Consider the following 19,391-nt stretch of genomic DNA (forward strand, 5'->3'; position numbering starts at 1 on the left):
TATAAATTGGATATTTTACTTATATTCAATACTGGCATAAGAATTTTAAAGTTAGATGAAAGAAATATTATTACATCCGGCCTACTTTGGGCCGGTTTGTCAATTTATAGCCCTGGCAAAAGCCGATAAGGTTTGTTTTGAAAACGAAGACAATTACCAGAAGCAAACCTATAGAAACAGAATGTATATCTATGACTCTAATGGGAAATTGCTGCTTAATATTCCAATTAAACACCGTTCTGCTTTAACAGGGCAGCCCAAGGAAGCCGGAAAGCACCAGTTATATAAAGAAGTACAAATTGAGAACGATTTTGATTGGCAGAAACAACATTGGCGAGCCCTAAAAGCTTCTTATCAAACTTCCCCTTTTTTCGAATTTTACGAAGATGAAATTTACCCTCTTTATCACAAGAAGTTCAATTACTTACTTGACTTTAATTATGCCTGTTTAGAATTTGCCACGGAAGCACTTCAACTGGATTTTGATATCAATAAAACTTCAGAGTACATTTTTAATCCTAAAGATAAAGAAGACCTAAGAAACCTGATTAATGCCAAAGCAAAACCTAAGTTCGAGCACGGGCATTACACCCAGGTTTTTCAGGAAAAGCATGGTTTTTTACCAAATCTTAGCATTTTAGACCTAATATTTAACGAAGGGCCAAACAGCTTAAATTTTCTCGAAGCACAGGAAACTACATTTTAATACGCGTCATTATAGGATAATGGTCTGAGAATTCATTTTTAAAACGCTTGTAAGCATTAATTTGAATTTCGGTATCAATAAACATAAAGTCTATACGCAACGGAAAATAACTTAATTTAAAGGTTTGTCCAAAACCTTCACCGGCTTCCAGGAAAGCATCTGTAAACCTCTCCTCGTCATTAATTATATCATAGATATAAGAAAAAGCCGTATTATTAAAGTCGCCGGCAATAATGGTTTTATAAGAAGATTCCTTTACACTCTCCAACATCATTTCGGCCTGCTCTTGTTGCAAACTAAAGCCATGTCCTATTCTACCCAATAACTTTTTTGAATCTTCTTTCCGAAGGTCGTCAATTTCAGGCTTCACATTTAAAGATTGAAAATGCACATTATAAATACGCAGCGTATCTGCTTTTACAAGAAGATCGGTATAAATGGCATTGTTATTTCCATCGTGTGGAAAACCAATTGATTCCCGCTTAAGGATTGGGAATTTTGAAAAAATCGCAGAACCAAATTCAGAATTCTCCCCTTTTCTATGCACAAAATGATATGGGTAGATTTCCTTTAAATTAGTCTCGTCTACGGTATGTTCCTGGGTAAGAAGAATATCAGGATCGTTTTCTTTAATAAACCCTGTTATTTTTTCAGGAATATCTTTTTCTTCGGTCCAGCCATAATTATTAAATAACCTAACATTATAGCTCATAATACTTATTTCTTCTTCTGAAGATTGAGTATTACTACTAAACTGATAAAGACTGGAAACATAGTTATAACCAACAAGTAACACGATAAAAGACAATAAAAATTGTCTTTTTAACCGAATAACCCAGTAAATTAAAAAAACAAGGTTCACCAGAATTAAAACAGGAACTCCCAGGCTTAATACCGAGAGCAACGGAAAAGATTTTGGAGGAATAAATGCCAGGAGATAAGAAAGCAATAAAGCAGTACCGGCTAAAGCATTACAGATAAAAATAATCTTATCCAGAAACCCAAGCTTTCTCATTTAATCTTCTTTACCCGCTTTAAACAAAAAATCTTTTTCGCTTTTACTTAAGCTGTCATAACCACTTTTACTTATTTTATCTAGAATGGCATCAATCTGTTTCTGCTTCTCATCTTTATCCAATTTTTGGGAGGAAGTAGCTTTATGTTGTTTGGTAGCCGTTTTTCTATTGGTATTTTTCCTATATACCGTTTTCATTTTGGCTTTGCGTTCACTTGGTTTAAACAAAGACACTAAACTATCCATTATTTTTTCAAACCAGGAACCAATATCATTGCCCTTTTGTAACTGTTTAGTGTACACATACCCCAATGCCGCCCCCCCCAGGTGTGCCAAATGCCCCCCGGCATTGCTCATTGGAATTTGAATAATATCCAAAAGCACTAAAAAAGCAGCGATATACCAAAACTTTATACTTCCTATTAAAAGAAGCCTCACCCTCATATTAGGAATATAAGTTGCTATCCCTACCAGGACTGCCATTACCCCGGCCGAAGCACCTATTAAATAAGAGCGCCCCATAGATTGAAAAGCAGGGAATAAATTATAGCTTAACATATATACCAGAGCCCCCATAATAACACCTAGAAAAAAATAATTAAGCAGGCGTTTAGGCGAAAAATAGTTAAGAAAATATATTCCTGAAAAGTATAAGATTAGCATGTTAGAGAGAATGTGCCAAATCCCACCATGCAAAAAAGCATAGGTAATAATAGACCAGGGTTTAAAAATGAATTCTCCCGGTTCCTTCGGAAAAACAAACCACTCCAATAAAAAGTCTGAAGGCAACTGAAACAAGAAAGCGATAGTTCTAAACAAGAAGAACAGGAAGAAAACCAATACATTAATAGCGATTAGTTTTTCAACAACCGTAGCGGTTTGCAGCTTGTATCTTATTTTATCAGAGCCTTTCATTTAATCCCAGCGGTTTTGATTAAACTGGTTTTTCTTCCAGTACCACATCATTATAAATCCAAATAAAGCACCTCCTACGTGGGCAAAGTGAGCTATACCTCCACCAAATAAAGAGTAGCCCGTAAATCCTGAAAACAAATCGATTAAAATAAGTACAGGAATAAAGTATTTTGCTTTAACAGGTACCGGTACAAATAACAAAAATAATTCAACATTGGGAAACATCATTCCAAAAGCGACCAGAATACCATAAATAGCCCCCGAAGCTCCAACAGCCGGAGTATTAACACTTTGATAAAGACTTTGTAATGTTTCTTTAGGCACCGAATCCAGGATAGCAGTAGAATACTCTCCTGTTTTAAGTAATTGCTCTACACTTCCCATACTCATTCCAGCATCTAACAAAGCATTATAACCGGTTTTAAACTCTATATAATTTACAAGTGTATGCAAAAACGCAGCTCCCAATCCTGCCGAAAAATAAAAGAATATAAATCGCTTTTGTCCCAACATTTGTTCAATAGGACCTCCAAAAGCCCATAATGCATACATATTAAAAATAATATGCATCAGGCTGCCGTGCATAAACATATGGGTTACAAATTGCCAGGGCATAAAATTCCCGTTCTCAAAAAACCAGAGTGCGAATAATTGATAGGCATAGTCGCCCAGAAACTGGCTTCCAACAAAGAAAATAATGTTGATGATTAAAAGTACTTTTACAGTCTCGGTAATTCTTCCCATTTACATAAATTTTTTATCCAGCTCGTCTACCGTTAAAGTAACGAAAACCGATCTGTTAGACGGGCTTAACCCTGGTTCTTTACAAGCAAACAACCTGTTAACGATATGTTGCTGCTCGGTATTGTTTAAAAGTGTTCCAGATTTTACCGCCATCCCTTTTGCCAGCGATTTTGCCAGCAAATCGGTTTGAGAAAAACCATTATCGGGTACATCATTTTCAAAATCGGCAATAAGCTGCTCCAGTAAAATTTCTACTTCACTTTCCGAAATTAAAGTAGGAATACCTACAATTTCTACGGAATCGGTTTTTACCTCAGAAAATACAAATCCGGTTTGCTCCAGAGAATCTTTTAATTGTTTTATTATCTCAACTTCGTGCGTATTAAACTGAAGCTTAAGCGGAAACAATAATTGCTGGCTTACCGCAGCTGAAACGGTTATATTCTTCAGCATTTCTTCATACAAAATCCTGGTATGCGCCCGGTGTTGATCTATAACTAAGATTCCGCTCTTAAGCGTACTTACAATATATTTTTTGTGTAGCTGAAAGGTAGACTTTTCCTCTGTATCTTCAGAAGGCTGGAATAAATTCCCGGTTACTTCTTCACTCTCAAACTCTATCTCCCTAAAATTGGTATCCTGTTTAGGAATTTCTTCAGTTTGCAAGCCAGCATATAAGCTCTCCCAACTTTCTCTACGTTCTTTTTTAAAATTTGAGGAATAGGAATTAGAGCTTGTTTTATGGGCCCTTGCATTTTCTTCCTGAAAAGGATTAAAGTTACGATCTACTTCTACCTGTGGTATCTCGGCCGATTTATTTTTATAATCGTAAGGTGTATCCAGGTTTGCATCCCTGTCGAAATCTAAAATAGGAGCAACATTAAATTGTCCCAGGCTATGTTTAATAGCACTTCTTAATATAGCATAAAGCGCATGTTCATCGTCAAACTTAATCTCAGTTTTAGTAGGATGAATGTTAATATCAATACTTTTAGGATCAACATTTAAGAAAAGAAAATAGCTGGGATAAGATTTATCTTTTAAAAGTCCTTCGAAAGCAGCTACTACAGCATGATTCAAATAAGGACTTTTTATAAAGCGATTATTTACAAAAAAGAATTGTTCTCCCCGGGATTTTTTAGCAAACTCAGGTTTCCCCACAAACCCCGAAATTTCTACAATTTCTGTCTCCTCGGTTACTGGCACCAGTTTTTCGTTGGTCTTACCACCAAAAATGTTGGTAATTCGCTGCCTATAATTTGTACCCGGAAGCTGAAAAAGTTCACTTCCATTATGAAATAGAGAGAAAGCAATTTGCGGATGTGCTAAAGCTACCCTTTGAAATTCATCTATAATATGCCTGGTTTCCACCGCGTCCGATTTCAGGAAATTTCTCCTGGCCGGAATATTATAAAAAAGGTTCTTTACACTCACCGAAGTTCCTTTTGGGCATACACAAACGTCCTGCCCGGCCACTTTACTTCCTTCCACTTTAATTTGCGTTCCTACCTCATCGGCTTCGGTCTTTGTCTTTAGCTCTACGTGTGCAATCGCTGCGATAGAAGCAAGTGCTTCTCCTCTAAAACCTTTAGTTTGCAAACTAAAAAGATCTTCAGCTGCCTTAATTTTTGAAGTAGCGTGACGTTCAAAACACATTCTGGCATCGGTTAGGCTCATCCCCTTCCCATCATCAACAACCTGTATAAGGGTTTTACCTGCATCTTTTATAACCACCTGGATATTCCCAGAACCTGCATCAATGGCATTCTCCACTAGCTCTTTAATTACAGAAGCAGGCCTTTGCACCACTTCCCCCGCAGCAATTTGATTCGCTACATGGTCTGGTAAAAGTTGAATTATATCTGTCATTTAAGGATTATTGGAAAAGATGGACAGATCAAAATCTATTATCCATAAGAAAATTAAAACGAGCACCATAATTATAATAAGCAAGCGCTTATTAATTTCCCGGTTACCGCGAGTTCTACTTGATTTACGCGCTTCAGCCCATTGAGAACCAAAATCTATGGCGTTAGTAGCTTCTTTGTACTTACTGAATTTTGAATCAAAATCATAAATATTCCCTGTATCCTTACCCTTATAATAACGCGGGGTATAATTATAGCGGGCATTTTTTCTCGGTTTATAAATTTTGATCTTCAAAATATGCTGATTTTCTATGGTAGTTCAAATTTACTCAAATTGCTTCAAAAAAACGAAACAACGAGCTTAAAAAGAAATCAACAAGAATAATGCCGATAAAGCCTATATCCTAATATTTGGCATCCTGGCGCAATTTCGCCATTTTAATGGCCGCAATGGCAGCCTCAGTACCTTTATTACCGTGTTTCCCACCACTTCTATCTATGGCCTGCTGCATGTTTTGATCGGTTAGTACACAAAAAATAATTGGGGTATCGGTTTGTATATTAAGATCTTTTATTCCCTGGGTAACACCTTCACAAACAAAGTCAAAATGTTTGGTTTCCCCTTCTATTACACTTCCAATAGCAATAATAGCATCAAGCATATCAAAGGTTTCCTGCATTTTTTTACAGCCGTAAATAAGCTCAAAACTACCGGGAACATTCCAGCGAACAATTTTTTTAGGGGTTACGTTGTTTTCAATTAGCGCATTGTAAGCACCATTATAAAGACCTTCGGTAATCTGTTCATTCCATTCTGAAACAACAATCCCGATACGAAAATCACTCGCATCGGGAAGTTTGTCTTTATCGTATTCTGAAAGGTTATTTCCTGCTGTAGCCATACATTATTGTTTTGCAGCACGAGCCTGCCCCATATAGACAGGTACCTGTTCAGCTTCAGGAGCTTCAGGGTACTCATCTTTTATTTGCTGAAGATACCCTTCAGCATCAGCGGCCTGCCCTAATTCTAAAGCGGTAATTGCTGCTTTTAATAAAAATTTTGGTGTTGTAAATTCGTTAGATCTCATAGAAGCTGCTTTCTCATAATAGTCTAAAGCTTCTTCCGGTTGCTCTAATTGCATAAATGCATCGCCAATTCCTCCGGTAGCCAAAGCTGCCAAAACCTCATCATCACTATTAAAATCTTCAAGGTAATTAATAGCTTCCTGGTAATTCCCGGTATTCAAGTAAGCAAAACCAGCATTATAAGTTGCAAGGTTTGCAGCATCTGTACTTCCGTAGTTATCAATAATATCAATAAAACCGTATTTCCCTTCACCTCCATTTAAAGATAGAGTGAAAAGCGAATCACGCTCAGCTCCGGAAGCATTTAGAGCAGATGCAAAATAGTTTTGCGCCTGCGCCATTTCATTGGCGGCTTCTTCCTGTTTTGGCTCACTTATAAAACGTTCGTAACCAAGGTAACCCAAAACAGCTACTATTGCTACGCCCACAATAATATAGATATAATTTTGATTCTCTGCTACCCAGGTTTCGGTTCTACCCGCACCTTCGTCTAGCGTATTAAATACTTCAGCAGTTGTAGATTCTTCTTCCACATGCTTCTGCTGTTCTTCTTTATTAGATGGTTTATATCCCTTTTTCTTGTAAGTTGCCATAAAAACTGTTTAATGCGTGGCAAAAATATGATTTTTATTCAAAATTAAAAGGGAAATTATTTGTATTTTTTTAATATTTTCGGGTCATTCGCTTAACTTTCAGAATTCTATTATATAAATATCAAAAAGCTGAATAACAGCATTTTATGTTTCTAAAAAACCTTTCTTTAATTAATTACAAGAACCTTCATTCAGCTTCTTTTGAGTTTGACAGGAAAATAAATTGCTTTGTAGGCAATAATGGCATTGGCAAAACCAACGTTTTAGACAGTATTTATCTACTGGCTTTTGGCAAAAGTTATTTTAATCCCATTACCAGCCAAAATATTAATCATGAAGCCGATTTTTTTGTGGTGGAAGGTCAATTTGAAAAATTACAAAAAGAAGAACAAATACTGGTTAGTGCGAAGCGCGGCCAGAAAAAAGTAATAAAAAGAAACAACAAGCCCTATGAAAAATTCAGTGAACATATTGGCTTTATTCCTACCGTAATTATATCTCCGGCAGACCGTGACCTCATAATAGAAGGAAGCGAAACCCGGCGCAAGTTTATAGATGGCGTGATTTCACAAAGCGATAAAGATTATCTTAACAAGCTTATTCAATACGGAAAAATAAATGCACAACGTAATTCTTTACTAAAGTACTTTGCTGCAAATCATAGTTTTGATCGTGACACCTTAGAAGTATACAACTTACAGCTTAGCGAATTAGGGCACTATATTTTTGAAAAACGGAAAGCTTTTTTAGAAGATTTTATTCCCATTTTCAATAAGCGATATACAGATATCACCAACAATAAAGAACAGGTAGATATCACTTACAAAAGCCAGTTGTTTAAAAGCTCTTTAGCTGCTTTACTTGAAGCAAATCTTCAAAAAGACATGGCTTTACAATATACAAGTGTAGGAACCCATAAAGACGATTTAAGTTTTGAAATAGAAGGTCATCCTATTAAAAAGTTTGGCTCCCAGGGGCAACAAAAATCATTTTTAGTAGCTTTAAAATTGGCTCAATTCGACTTTATTAAAGCTATTAGCAAGGTAAATCCAATTTTACTGCTTGATGATATTTTCGACAAATTAGACGAGCAAAGAGTAGCCCATATTGTAGCTTTGGTGGCTACCGACCAGTTAGGACAAATTTTTATTAGTGACACCCACGTTGATCGCACCGAAGCGGTGGTTAAAAGCAGTAATCAATCTTATAAAATTTTTAAATTGTGAGTAAAAAAATTCTTCTTTTCCTAGTCGGAATCGTACTTTTAGGATGCCAAAAACAGGATCCCGAGGAACAACTTCAATACCTTACCGGCTATTGGGAAATAGATCGCGTTGAAATCTCTGAAGACTCGGTAATTAAGTATAAGGTAAATGCCACTGTAGATTATATGGAGTTTGAGGGCAAAGAAGGTTTTCGGAAAAAGGTGAAACCACAATTTGACGGAAGTTTTAAAACAAGCGATCATAAAGAGGAGATTACAGCACGAATAGAAAACGATAGCTTACACCTATATTACAAAACTCCTTTTGATGAGTGGAAAGAAACGATAATTGTAGCCGAAGAAGAAAATTTTAGTGTGCTAAACCGAGACGGAAAAATATATCATTACACCAAATTCACCTCCCTATTAGATGAAGAAAATGAAGAAGAGAAATAACGAAAACCAAAGTTTAAGCGAAGTTTTAAAAGAATTTGTAGATCACAATAAACTTCAGGGTGGCTTAGATAAGGTAAGTGTTAAAGACGTATGGTACAGAGAAATGGGACCCGCAATTGAAAAGTACACTACTGCCATCAAATTGCAAAACGAAACACTTTATGTCCAGTTAAGTTCTTCTGTGCTTCGGGAAGAACTTAGTTATGGTAAAGGAAAAATAATAACCATGCTCAACAGGGAATTAGGAAAAGATCTTATCAAAAAATTGGTTTTACGTTAATGCAACATCGGTATTTTAAAATTTACAAACCCTACGGTTATTTAAGTCAGTTTATTACCAACGAACGCCCACGCAAGAAAAAGAAACTATTGGGAGAACTGGGTGATTTCCCGGAAGAAACCATGGCCGTTGGGCGTCTTGATCAGGATTCAGAAGGTTTACTATTTCTCACCACCAATGGCAAAGCCAGTGCTAAGGTTACCGGTAATAAAATTGAGAAAGAATATTATGTGCAACTAGATGGGCAAATCACGCCAACTGCTGTTAAAACACTACAAGCCGGAATAGAAATAAGTATTAACGGAAAAAATTATAAAACACAGCCCTGCAAAGCTTTTATTTTAAAGGAAAGGCCGGTATTTCCAGAAAGGTCTAAGAAAATTAGGGATGAACGTCACGGCCCCACCAGTTGGATTTCTGTAACATTGGTTGAAGGTAAATTTCGTCAGGTAAAAAAAATGACTGCAGCTGTTGGTTTTCCAACTTTAAGGTTGGTAAGAGTAAGAATTGGGAATGAGCATATAGACAATATGAATACAGGCGAGGTTATTGAGCTCCCGTCTTTCTCTTATTAGAAATAATGCCTTAACTCGGTTTTATTTATTTCTTATTAAGCCTATAAAACCTAACTTTGCAGCTACATATAAATCTATGCAAAACGCAGAATTAAGAACAGTAACCGTTACCAGGTACATCACCCCACTAAGAGAAGGCGGCTCCTTACCTGCCCTCACCGAAGCCGACGACGATTTTAAATATGTACTTAAATTTAAAGGAGCAGGACATGGTGTAAAAGCACTTATTGCCGAGCTTCTTGGAAGCGAAATTGCCCGGGCATTGGGCTTTAGGGTACCGGAACTTGTTTATGCCAATTTAGACGAAGCCTTTGGAAGAACAGAAGGGGACGAAGAAATTCAAGACCTTTTACAGGCAAGCCAGGGCTTAAATCTTGCGCTACATTTTCTTTCCGGAGCTATTAATTTTGATCCTGTGGTTACCGAAGTTGAAGAATTTGAAGCATCAAAAATAGTCTGGCTTGATGCATTTATCACCAACGTAGACCGCACCTATAGAAATACCAATATGCTTATGTGGCATAAAGAGTTGTGGCTTATAGATCATGGGGCGTCTTTTTATTTTCATCACTCCTGGACTAATGTAGAAGAAAAAGCAAAAACCCCCTTTAATTTTATCAAAGATCACGTATTACTTCCACAGGCAAGTAAAATAAAGGAGGCAAATGAATTTGTAAAAAAAATAATTACTCCAGAAAAGATTGAAGAAATTGTATCCTTAATTCCTTCAGAATGGCTACAATGGCAAGATACCGATGAAACAGAAGAAGAAATTAAAGCGGTGTACGCCCAATTTCTTAAAACCAGGCTGGATTATTCAGAAATTTTCACAAAAGAGGCAGAAAATGCAAGAAAAGCACTTATATGAATATGCTGTAATAAGGCTTGTGCCAAAGGTTGAGCGCGAAGAATTCTTAAACGTGGGCATTATTTTATTCAGTAAGAAAGAGAAATTCTTAAAAGCCGTATTCAATCTTGATGAAGAGCGACTGCGTATTTTTTGCAAAGATATGGATAGGGATGAAATTTGCTCTAACCTTGATTCTTTTAAAAAGATATGCGAGGGAAATAAAAATGGTGGTCCAATTGCTCAATTAGACCTGCCCTCCCGGTTTAGATGGTTAACAGCCGCTCGTAGCTCTATTATTCAAACTTCACGACCGCATCCGGGTATGACAAATGATCTTGATGTAACGTTAAAACGGCTTTTTAAGGAACTTGTACTGTAAGTAGTAAACCTATTGAAACTTGAGTCTAAATAGAAAAATAAAAATTGATTCGTAAAATTGAATCTCGATTATTGAGTGAATTCTAATTTATTGCACAGAGCACTTTTTATCTAATGAAGTTTCCTTAATAATTAATCCAAAGAACTCAAATGTTTCTTTCGCCTTTCCCGAAGCCTCTTTTATTTGAATTTCGGTAAATTCTTTTGATTTTAATTCTTTTACAAAAGTGTTCCATGATTTAACCCCATCACGATCACGACTAAAAAAGTGCGGACCCGGAATTCCCTGTAAACTGCGGCAATTAGGAACTTCCTTTGAAATATACATACCACCAAGCGCAGAACCCAGAACCACATAAGCAGCACCAAGGGCTTCCTCATAAGAGTTTAGCGAAAATTCTGGTTTAAATTCTTTATAAATAGATGCATCTACTTCCAATTCCTCGAGGTCTTTCGCCAGCTTTTGGCTTTTATCTGATTTATATGTGGGAATAAGTTTTACAATTTCATCTTCAGTAATTTTATATGAAATATAGTTCTGAAGTAATAAGAGTTTGTAATTCTCCAGACTTATATCATTGGAAATAATTTGACCGGCAAGATTTTCCTTCTCCAAATCTTCATGAAGTTTTTTGGTAGAATCCCTAAGGTTATTCAGCATCTTCTATATTAAATTTATCCAGGTTATTTCTTATTTTTTCAATATTCTCACGTTGCTCCAAATCATCGGCCTTCATATTATCTAAATAGCTATAAATTTGGTGAACTGCTATTTTATTTTTTCTAATTTGTTCCCTTAATTCATCATGCTGCACCATATTATAAACCACTTGTTTTAAAAGTGGTTCTAATTTTTCGCTAAGATTATCCATATGTTTTTTTAAGATAAACCCCGATGCTCCAGAGAGTATAGTATTTGCAGCAAGTTCGTCGTCATCTAAAGCTCCTGTAACAAAAATAAACGGGGTGTTCTCATCTATAGATTTCACCAACTCCATAATTTCAAGGCCTGTACCGCTTGGAAGATTATAATCTGAAATTACTAAATCTGGTAAAAAGTTGGTGAAAATATTTTTAAAACCTGGTAAGTCCTGTACTACTTTTATTTCAACTGTTTCTACAATCTTAGTTATTTGCCTTTCGATTAACACGGCATCGGTTTCCTCATCTTCAACCAAAATAATACGTAATGGAGTACTAATCATTATTTAGAATTTCCACAAAAATACTAAACTAGTTAATGCAAAAAGCCGCGGCTTTATAAATTTGGGTATATTTTATTATAAAAAATGGAGTTCAACTTCTCTCTATTCCGTCTTATAACCAAATTTCTTTCTTTTACCTCTATTTACAACTGTTTAGTTTGGTTAAAATCAGTCCTTCATCTATAAGTTAGCTTTTAAATAGGCTTTATTCCGTAAATATTGGGTAATTAGTAATACGGTTATTGCAAGTGATACACACGTATATAATCGAGTTCCATTACGGCGGGGAACAAAGCATCATCTACTCCATTATCACCAATATACTTACCACCAATAACCATATCTATTAAAAGGTAGAAGGGTTTATCGAAAGGCCAATTGTCTTCATTGGGAGAAGCAGGCCTATCTAAAGTATAAATTATATTTTCCAAATCATCAATATAGAACTTAATATAACGGTCTGTCCACAATATACCGTAAATATGAAACTCTTCTTCTACTGTTTCAAGCTCATTATTTACTCGTATCAGGGAGCCGTTAAAAGAGTTGTTAGCGGTACTATGAACGTTAATATTGAATTCGTTAGGATTATGACTAAAATACTCCATAATATCAATTTCACCACATTGCGGCCATCCTACTTGAGCTTCATTATCTCCAATTAAAACCAATTTAGCCCAAATCCCACTTTTCTCCTGTTCTGGAAGTTTTGCGTTTATTTCAATACGGCCATATTCAAAGGCGTACTTACTACTTATTCTTGCCGATGAATATACATTAGCATTTTTTTCGGCCGTAATATTTAATATACCTCCATTTAAATTCACATTTTCTTTCCGGTAAGTTTGTAATTGATCTGCAACATCAGGATTAGTTGTGTTTTTAGGTTCAAAAGCCCAAACGTCATCAGCTAAGGTTGTTCCATTAAATTCTTCATTCCAAACTAATGCAACGTTATTCCAATCAATATCACCATCGCCACCAGGAGAATCCATTGTAATCTTGGTTCTTTCCTGAACAGGTTCAGGCTCGCGGTCTCCAGATTCCTCTTTAGAATCACAACTTAGTAGAAATAAATTAAGAAGTATAACTACTATAATTCGATCAAAATAAAATTTATGCCTTTTCATAACGTTGACTTTAAGTAGTATTTTTTATTACTCTTAAAGTTAACTAAAAGTGAGTAAAGTCTTACTCAAAAACATTAAAAATTATTGAAAATCAGAATTATACACCAAATTTTGCATTACAAAACTAAGTTCATCAAGAGTAATTTAAGTCTCACTTTCCCAGAAAACACGGCATTTTGCTTATATAATTAAGTCCCGTAGCTCAAAAAGGTTTGGATCGATTCAAATCTAAAAATTAAAGAAAAAGGTAGTGCCTTTGTTAGGTTCACTATCCAGCCAAATTTCTCCCCGGTGCTTTTCTATAATTCTGGCTACTATAGATAAACCAACCCCTGTACCTTTAAATTGACTTTTAGAAGCTCTTGAAAAGACTTTAAAAATTTTGTCCCTATCGCCGGCAGGAATTCCAACACCATTATCTTTTATATAAAAAACGTCCTTGTCGTCCTGTAAAGTCGCTCCTATTTCAATCTTTGGATTTTTTGTTTGTTCAGAATACTTTAATGCGTTTCCTAAAAGGTTGCTCCATACTTGCCAAATCATTCGACGATCCCCAAAAGTTTCCGGTAAATTTTCTTTTATTACAACTTCTGAAGACGGATAATTATTCTCTATATTAAAACTCAACAAAAGTTCATCTATTAATTTACGAGTGCTAAAACTTGTTTTTTTAAGGTCTCCGCTAGTTATTTTTGAAAACGATAAAATATCATCTATTACCACTTCCATTTTATGAGAAGTGCTTAAAATAGTATTTATTGCCTTGGTAGCTTCGGCAGGTAATTCCCGGCTAAAATCTTCTTTTAGTATTTTCGCAAAACCATTAATGCCACGCAGAGGCCCCCTAAGATCGTGAGAAATACCAAAACTAAAAAGCTCCAGATCTTTATTGGCTTCCTGAAGCTCTCTATACAACCTGGCAATCTCTTCTTTTTGTTTGGCGAGCAGAAATTGATTTAAACCTTCACCAAAAGCTTTTACCGTTTCAATTTCATAGTCTTTCCAGCTATGAGAGATACCGTCTAATTTCTCAGTCCATTTTTTAAAAGACTTTCGCGGACTTAAACGTTGTTTTTCCTGATTATAAGAAACTTTGTTATTGGGGTTTCCTCCCCAACTTACGGTCTCAGCCATTTCTGGCCTAAACCACATAATAAAACTATCCTTAGACTTTCCCAGCTTAAAACTTAATACCCCCGAAGCGACTTTTTTATAATTTTCAGCACTGTCATATTTATCTTTTAGACTTTTAGTATAGAAAACCGATTGGTTTTTGCCATTTAAAAAGCTACATAAGTCTATCACCTCTTCTTTACTGGGAGTTTTGCCAAAAAGTTCTATTTCCTGATTCAAAATTACTGCACCCCCTGTACTTTCCACTAAAGAAGTAAAAGGAAGGGAAGTTCCTAAAAGGTTCTCAATTAAAGAATCTTCTATATTTAATTCTTCCGTAATCTTTTGCCTTAAAGTAGATTTCTCATTAAACTTTTGATTGAATATTCCGGTTTGTATAGCCGAAACTTTATTAGAAAAAACCTGGGCTAAAAACTTACAGGTTTCCCTATGAAAATAATTAATAAATTTAGCCGAATAATGATGACAGGCTACCAGGCCCCATAAACTCCCGTTTACAATTATAGCAGCCGTTAAAGAGGCTCCTACTTTCATATTTTGTAAGTACTCAATATGAATAGGGGAAACTCCTCTTAATGATGACTTTGAAAGATCCAGGGCTTTACCGGTAATAGGTGAGATTTCCGGGGAGATAGGAACAGGATCATAATTTACATCGGAAATAATCCTTACCTTATGTTTTAGAAATAATTCTCGTGATTGTGCGGGAATATCACTTGCAGGATAGCGCAAATCTAACCAGGTTTCTAAGTGCTTTTCCTTTTGTTCTGCCACCACTTCTCCATTCCACTCTTCATCAAACCGGTATACCATTACCCGGTCATAATTAAAAATGTCTTTTATTAACTTTGCGGCCTTAGCACATAAAGCTGTAGTTTGTTCAACGCCATCCAGGCCATTAATAATACTGGTTAATTGCTGCTGAAACTGTGAAGCCTTCCAGGTTGCGCCAAGCACCTCAAAATCAAGGATAAGGTTGTTGTCAGAGAAATGAGGCAACATTACAAACTCCTGCCCATTGATTTGCAAAGTTTCGGCATTAAAACCCGATTCCTTAGCAATTGCAGTTTCTAAACGTTCAAATGAAGGTTTGCCTATTAATCTCTCTAAAGAAGATCCCAAAAAATCTTCATGCAAAATTCCGAAGAATTTCAATGTATTTTCACTTGCCTGGGTTACCTTAAAAGTTTTAGGATTCAGCACAACAACAACTCCGTGCGCCTGGGTTTTGCCAATTAGATGTATAGGTTCCTTTTCACAATTACGAACATCTAAACTAGCAGAAGACCACAACTGCTCTTCGCTCATATATAGCTATGCTTTTAATTTAAAATAAAATGTACTTCCCACACCTACCTGGCTTTCTACCCAAATAGTACCTTCGTGTAACTGAACAATTTTCTCTACGTGTGCTAAACCAACCCCGGTACCTTCATTTGTATCGGTTTCCTTTATTCGATTAAAAATTGTAAAAATGTTCTTTTTGTCTTCTTCCGAAATCCCATAGCCATTATCGGTTACAGAAAAGACCCAATGGGCACCTTCTCTGTAAGATGCAATACGAACGTCGGGATCTCTCTCTTTTGGGGTATATTTTATAGCATTGCTAATAAGGTTTTGGAATAGTAAACGTAATTCTACCTCATAGCCCATTATTTTTGGCAACTTACCGGCATTCACCCTGGCATTGGTATCTTTAATTCTTTTACCAAGATCATATTTTACCACTTCTACAACTTCATTAATATTTACAAGGCTTTTTTGGCCGTTGCGCCCAATTCTTGAGTGTTCTAAAAGTGCCTTAATCTGTTCTGAAAGACGGGTAGAAGCATCTTTTATATACTTAATATAATCTTTACCCTTTTCATCTAATTTGGTGGCATATAATTTCCCTAACACATCACTACCAAATTTAATGGTAGAAAGTGGCTCCTGAAGGTCATGAGAGCAAATAGAAACGAATTGCTCCAGGTCCCTATTGGCGCGCTCCAGGTCGTCATGCTGTTGTTTTAGTTGATTTTCAGCTTTCTTTAAGGCCGAAATATCTACACAGGTATACCTTATAGTCATCACCCTACCATCCAAATCTTTTTCAGCTGTTGCATTTAAGATTACAGGAAGTAAATCTCCGTTAGCCATAAGCATATTTTGCTCCATATTTACGATGGTGCCGTTATTCTTAAACTCCTTATTCGTTTTTAAGGCTTTAAGCTGGGATTCTTCGTTGTAAAGATCGTAGATTGGCTTATCTATTAAATCGTCTTTAGTTTCATAACCCAATTTTGTTACCGCCATTTCATTGCATTGCACAATAAGCTGTGTTTGCGGATCTACACTAATATGAACTACCGGGTCTTCTTCATAGAAAGATTTAAAACGCTTCTCACTGGCTATTAGCTTTTCTTTAGATCTTTGCAATAAACCTACATCAATAAATGTAACTACTACTCCACTTATTTCATTATTAGAGTTTATATATGGTGAGATTCTTCTTAGAAAATAAGAATTATCTTTGGTCATCACCTGCTTTTCAAGAATTTTACCTGTTCTAAGTACGCGCTTACAGCGAGTTATAAGGTTACTTTTCCCCATACTCGAGGTAAAGTGCTCTATAGGGCGACCTTCATCGGAGTCTATTAAATTAAAATGCCTTTGGATTGCCGGAGTGAATTTTCTTATTCTTAGACTTTTATCAAGGAAAATCACACCTATTTCGGTACTTTCAAGCAAATTGTTCATATCGGCATTTAAAGCTGCCAAATCCTCTACCTTCTGAAGATTTTCAGCATTTACCGTATTAATTTCTTCATTTACACTTTGCAGTTCTTCGTTGGTACTTTGCAACTCTTCATTAGAAGCCAATAATTCTTCATTGGCTGCCTGTAACTCTTCGTTACTGGTTTCTATTTCTTCTAATGAAGTATTAAGCTCTTCTTTAGTTTCCTTAAGTTCCTCTTCAAGATCTGCAACGTACTCTTTTGTACGCTTTGTAAGAGTTAACTTTTCGAGTGTACCAACATCGTTTAAGTTTATTTCCTTTTCAACAAACGTAATTACAAAATTGGTATTATCATCTTCTCCTTTTTGCTGAAAAGGTTTTACGATAATATCTACTACACCCTGAGAATCATATTTTTCAAATGAGGCATCCTGATACCTAAGTTTTTTATTGTTCTTTTTCGCTTTTTTTAAGGTACTTTGAATAATATATTTTAAATCGGGCCCCAGCATGTCCAATAAGTTTACAGAAAAACCACTAACCGGTAAATTGGCATATTTCCTAAATTCACCAACAGCCTGTAAAATATTGAAGTCTTTATCTACAAACACACTAGCTCCCCCAAAAACCTCCAAGATGGTTTCATTAAGCTCTTCTGTAAGTTTCGCTTTTATAGGGTTTGTTGTTTTTCTAGGCGTGGGACGTTTAATTTCACGTGTATTTGCAGGTAAATGATTCGTTGGAGTTGACTCTGAGATATTTGTATTTAAACGCTTTTCTGCATTTTGGTTTTGAAAAATTTTTGCAGAGCGATCTATAACTTTAAAATTATTTTTTTGAGAAGATACATTTTCACTGGTCCCTAACACTAAAACACCTCCTACTTTTAAGGCATACTGTAGAAAATTTAATGCCTTATTTTGTATTCCGGGCTGAAAATAGATTAAAAGATTTCTACAGGCCACAATATCCATATTACTGAAAGGCGGATTTTTGATAATGTTATGTTTTGAAAACACTACCATTCGTCTCATTTTATCAATTACTTTATAACCGTGCGGTTTACTTATAAAGTACTTCAGTAATAATTCAGAATCGATATCGGCCACAATACTTTCAGGGTAAAGCCCCTCACTTCCAATATTCAAATGCTTCTCAGAAATATCAGTAGCAAAAATCTTTAAATCAATACTTTTATTCTGGCGTTCAATTTCTTCGCTAATAATCATTGCAAAAGAATATGCTTCTTCCCCACTACTACAGGCAACATCCCATAGTTTAATAATTTCACCATTCTTTTTCTTGGCCACCAGTTTTGGAATAACATCTTCCCGTAGAACCTTCCAAACATTTTCATCTCTAAAAAACTTAGTAACTCCAATAAGGAACTCACGATGAAGTATTTCTGTCTCTTCCTCATTATGAATAAGGAATTCATAATAATCTGAAAGGCTTTTACATTTACAAACATTTACTCTTCTCGCTATTCTTCGCGCCAGGGTAGCGTGTTTATACTCCCTAAAGTCCAACCCGGTTTTTTCATCAACAAAGCGAAGAATTTTCATTAATTCGCTTTCGTTATAGTTTAAATCTCCATCTTTAAAGTGAAAAACAGAAGGAGCGTCTATAAAGTTTTTAAGCTCTTTTCCCATTTGGGAAACCGGCAGCACATAATCTATAAGACCAGTGTTAATAGCACTTTGTGGCATTCCATCAAATTTTGCTTCTTCAGGGTCCTGTACCATAACCATTCCATCCCGGTCTTTTATTGCCCTTACTCCCCGTGTACCATCACTTCCGGTTCCACTTAAAATTACTCCAATGGCTTTTTCCTTTTTATGTTTTGCAAGGGATTCAAAAAACATATCTATAGGTAAGTTTAAACTTTGTCCCGTTGGTTTTTTTACAAGATGAAGTTTATTCTTATCTAAAATGAGATTGTTTGCGGGCGGAATTAAATAAATATGACCTTGTTCAATTTTCTTTCCATCCTTCACCTCACGAATAGGCAGGTTTGTATTTTTTTTAAGTAGCTCTCCCATCATACTTTTATAGTCTGGGGAAAGGTGCTGAATAACTACATAAGCATTTTTATCGGTTTCGGGTATGTTTCCAAAAAAAGCTTTTAAAGCTTCTAACCCCCCGGCACTTGCACCTACAGCTATAATGCGTGGTTCACTGATTTTAAGCTTGTTCTCCAACTCAGATTGGGAAGGGTAGTTATTTACTTTTGTCATTTAGAAATGATTAAGTCAGACGTATATAAAATTAATAATAGTGAAAGATCAAAAATATAGGTTACATCAAATAAATATGGCCTCATTTGCAATTTAAAATAACAAAATATCAATAAAAAAGTAGAATATCATCTTAAACAATTTATAAAGCTATTTTTTTTATAGATTTTTTAACTAACCTCTTTATTGAAAAACTGGACCACAAATCTTTATTTCCGGGTCAAAAATACACTAAATCTTAATTTCTAAGGAAGCAATATTTAAACAAAAAAATAGGTCTAAAAGCCAACCAATCA

General features: G+C 35.6%; 19 protein-coding genes. 7 read left to right on the top strand and 12 right to left on the bottom strand.

Annotated features, from left to right (window positions below):
* Positions 1 to 55: 55 nt before the first annotated feature.
* The gene (locus I6U49_RS11060; RefSeq protein WP_198628704.1) at positions 56 to 706 is read left to right on the top strand and encodes a WbqC family protein; all 651 of its coding nucleotides are present in this window, start codon (positions 56 to 58) and stop codon (positions 704 to 706) included.
* Here I6U49_RS11060 and I6U49_RS11065 read toward each other — a convergent pair.
* From I6U49_RS11065 to I6U49_RS11095, 7 genes are all read right to left on the bottom strand, one after another.
* The gene (locus I6U49_RS11065) at positions 696 to 1,721 is read right to left on the bottom strand and encodes an endonuclease/exonuclease/phosphatase family protein (RefSeq protein WP_193709829.1); all 1,026 of its coding nucleotides are present in this window, start codon (positions 1,719 to 1,721) and stop codon (positions 696 to 698) included. The two genes, I6U49_RS11060 and I6U49_RS11065, sit on opposite strands and share 11 nt — an antisense overlap.
* Complete coding sequence (locus I6U49_RS11070) at positions 1,722 to 2,636, bottom strand: rhomboid family protein (RefSeq protein WP_193709830.1); 915 nt, start codon at positions 2,634 to 2,636, stop codon at positions 1,722 to 1,724.
* A complete protein-coding gene (locus tag I6U49_RS11075; RefSeq protein ID WP_193709831.1) occupies positions 2,637 to 3,380 on the bottom strand; it encodes a rhomboid family intramembrane serine protease in 744 nt (247 codons plus the stop codon).
* Positions 3,381 to 5,249, bottom strand: a complete 1,869-nt coding sequence (mutL, locus tag I6U49_RS11080) for a DNA mismatch repair endonuclease MutL (RefSeq protein ID WP_198628705.1) — start codon at positions 5,247 to 5,249, stop codon at positions 3,381 to 3,383.
* Complete coding sequence (locus I6U49_RS11085) at positions 5,250 to 5,543, bottom strand: hypothetical protein (protein WP_193709833.1); 294 nt, start codon at positions 5,541 to 5,543, stop codon at positions 5,250 to 5,252. It abuts the gene before it with no gap.
* A gap of 109 nt (positions 5,544 to 5,652) precedes the next feature.
* Positions 5,653 to 6,150, bottom strand: coding sequence for a 6,7-dimethyl-8-ribityllumazine synthase (ribH, locus tag I6U49_RS11090; protein WP_193709834.1), 498 nt, complete (start codon positions 6,148 to 6,150; stop codon positions 5,653 to 5,655).
* A 3-nt stretch (positions 6,151 to 6,153) separates the two neighbouring features.
* Positions 6,154 to 6,927 carry a tetratricopeptide repeat protein gene (locus tag I6U49_RS11095; protein WP_198628706.1) on the bottom strand — a complete coding sequence of 258 codons (774 nt, stop codon included), beginning with the start codon at positions 6,925 to 6,927 and terminating at the stop codon, positions 6,154 to 6,156.
* A 146-nt stretch (positions 6,928 to 7,073) separates the two neighbouring features.
* On the opposite strand from I6U49_RS11095, the gene recF reads away from it, so the two are divergent.
* From recF to I6U49_RS11125, 6 genes are all read left to right on the top strand, one after another.
* Positions 7,074 to 8,153 carry a DNA replication/repair protein RecF gene (recF, locus tag I6U49_RS11100; protein WP_198628707.1) on the top strand — a complete coding sequence of 360 codons (1,080 nt, stop codon included), beginning with the start codon at positions 7,074 to 7,076 and terminating at the stop codon, positions 8,151 to 8,153.
* Positions 8,150 to 8,587 (top strand): lipocalin family protein, encoded by a 438-nt coding sequence (locus tag I6U49_RS11105; RefSeq protein ID WP_193709837.1) that lies wholly within the window; start codon positions 8,150 to 8,152, stop codon positions 8,585 to 8,587. Before recF ends, I6U49_RS11105 begins: the two co-directional genes overlap by 4 nt.
* A complete protein-coding gene (locus tag I6U49_RS11110; protein ID WP_193709838.1) occupies positions 8,571 to 8,867 on the top strand; it encodes a DUF721 domain-containing protein in 297 nt (98 codons plus the stop codon). The genes I6U49_RS11105 and I6U49_RS11110 overlap by 17 nt, the downstream gene beginning before the upstream one ends.
* Positions 8,867 to 9,442, top strand: coding sequence for a pseudouridine synthase (locus tag I6U49_RS11115; protein ID WP_198628708.1), 576 nt, complete (start codon positions 8,867 to 8,869; stop codon positions 9,440 to 9,442). Before I6U49_RS11110 ends, I6U49_RS11115 begins: the two co-directional genes overlap by 1 nt.
* A gap of 76 nt (positions 9,443 to 9,518) precedes the next feature.
* Positions 9,519 to 10,310 (top strand): HipA family kinase, encoded by a 792-nt coding sequence (locus tag I6U49_RS11120; protein ID WP_198628709.1) that lies wholly within the window; start codon positions 9,519 to 9,521, stop codon positions 10,308 to 10,310.
* Entirely contained in the window at positions 10,288 to 10,671 is a 384-nt protein-coding gene (locus I6U49_RS11125) for a DUF3037 domain-containing protein (RefSeq protein WP_198628710.1), read from the top strand. Before I6U49_RS11120 ends, I6U49_RS11125 begins: the two co-directional genes overlap by 23 nt.
* Positions 10,672 to 10,758: 87 nt before the next feature.
* On the opposite strand, the gene I6U49_RS11130 is transcribed toward I6U49_RS11125, so the two are convergent.
* The 5 genes from I6U49_RS11130 to I6U49_RS11150 form a co-directional block, all read right to left on the bottom strand.
* Complete coding sequence (locus I6U49_RS11130) at positions 10,759 to 11,331, bottom strand: biliverdin-producing heme oxygenase (protein WP_198628711.1); 573 nt, start codon at positions 11,329 to 11,331, stop codon at positions 10,759 to 10,761.
* On the bottom strand, positions 11,321 to 11,875 hold the full coding sequence (locus tag I6U49_RS11135; RefSeq protein WP_193709843.1) for a response regulator: 555 nt from the start codon (positions 11,873 to 11,875) through the stop codon (positions 11,321 to 11,323). The genes I6U49_RS11130 and I6U49_RS11135 overlap by 11 nt, the downstream gene beginning before the upstream one ends.
* Before the next feature lie 239 nt (positions 11,876 to 12,114).
* Positions 12,115 to 13,005 carry a glycoside hydrolase family 16 protein gene (locus I6U49_RS11140; protein ID WP_198628712.1) on the bottom strand — a complete coding sequence of 297 codons (891 nt, stop codon included), beginning with the start codon at positions 13,003 to 13,005 and terminating at the stop codon, positions 12,115 to 12,117.
* Between the two features lie 228 nt (positions 13,006 to 13,233).
* Positions 13,234 to 15,447 carry an ATP-binding protein gene (locus tag I6U49_RS11145; protein WP_198628713.1) on the bottom strand — a complete coding sequence of 738 codons (2,214 nt, stop codon included), beginning with the start codon at positions 15,445 to 15,447 and terminating at the stop codon, positions 13,234 to 13,236.
* Between the two features lie 6 nt (positions 15,448 to 15,453).
* A complete protein-coding gene (locus I6U49_RS11150) occupies positions 15,454 to 19,095 on the bottom strand; it encodes a chemotaxis protein CheB (protein ID WP_198628714.1) in 3,642 nt (1,213 codons plus the stop codon).
* Positions 19,096 to 19,391 lie beyond the last annotated feature (296 nt).

The organism is Salegentibacter maritimus, assembly GCF_016236915.1.
Taxonomy (GTDB): domain Bacteria; phylum Bacteroidota; class Bacteroidia; order Flavobacteriales; family Flavobacteriaceae; genus Salegentibacter; species Salegentibacter maritimus.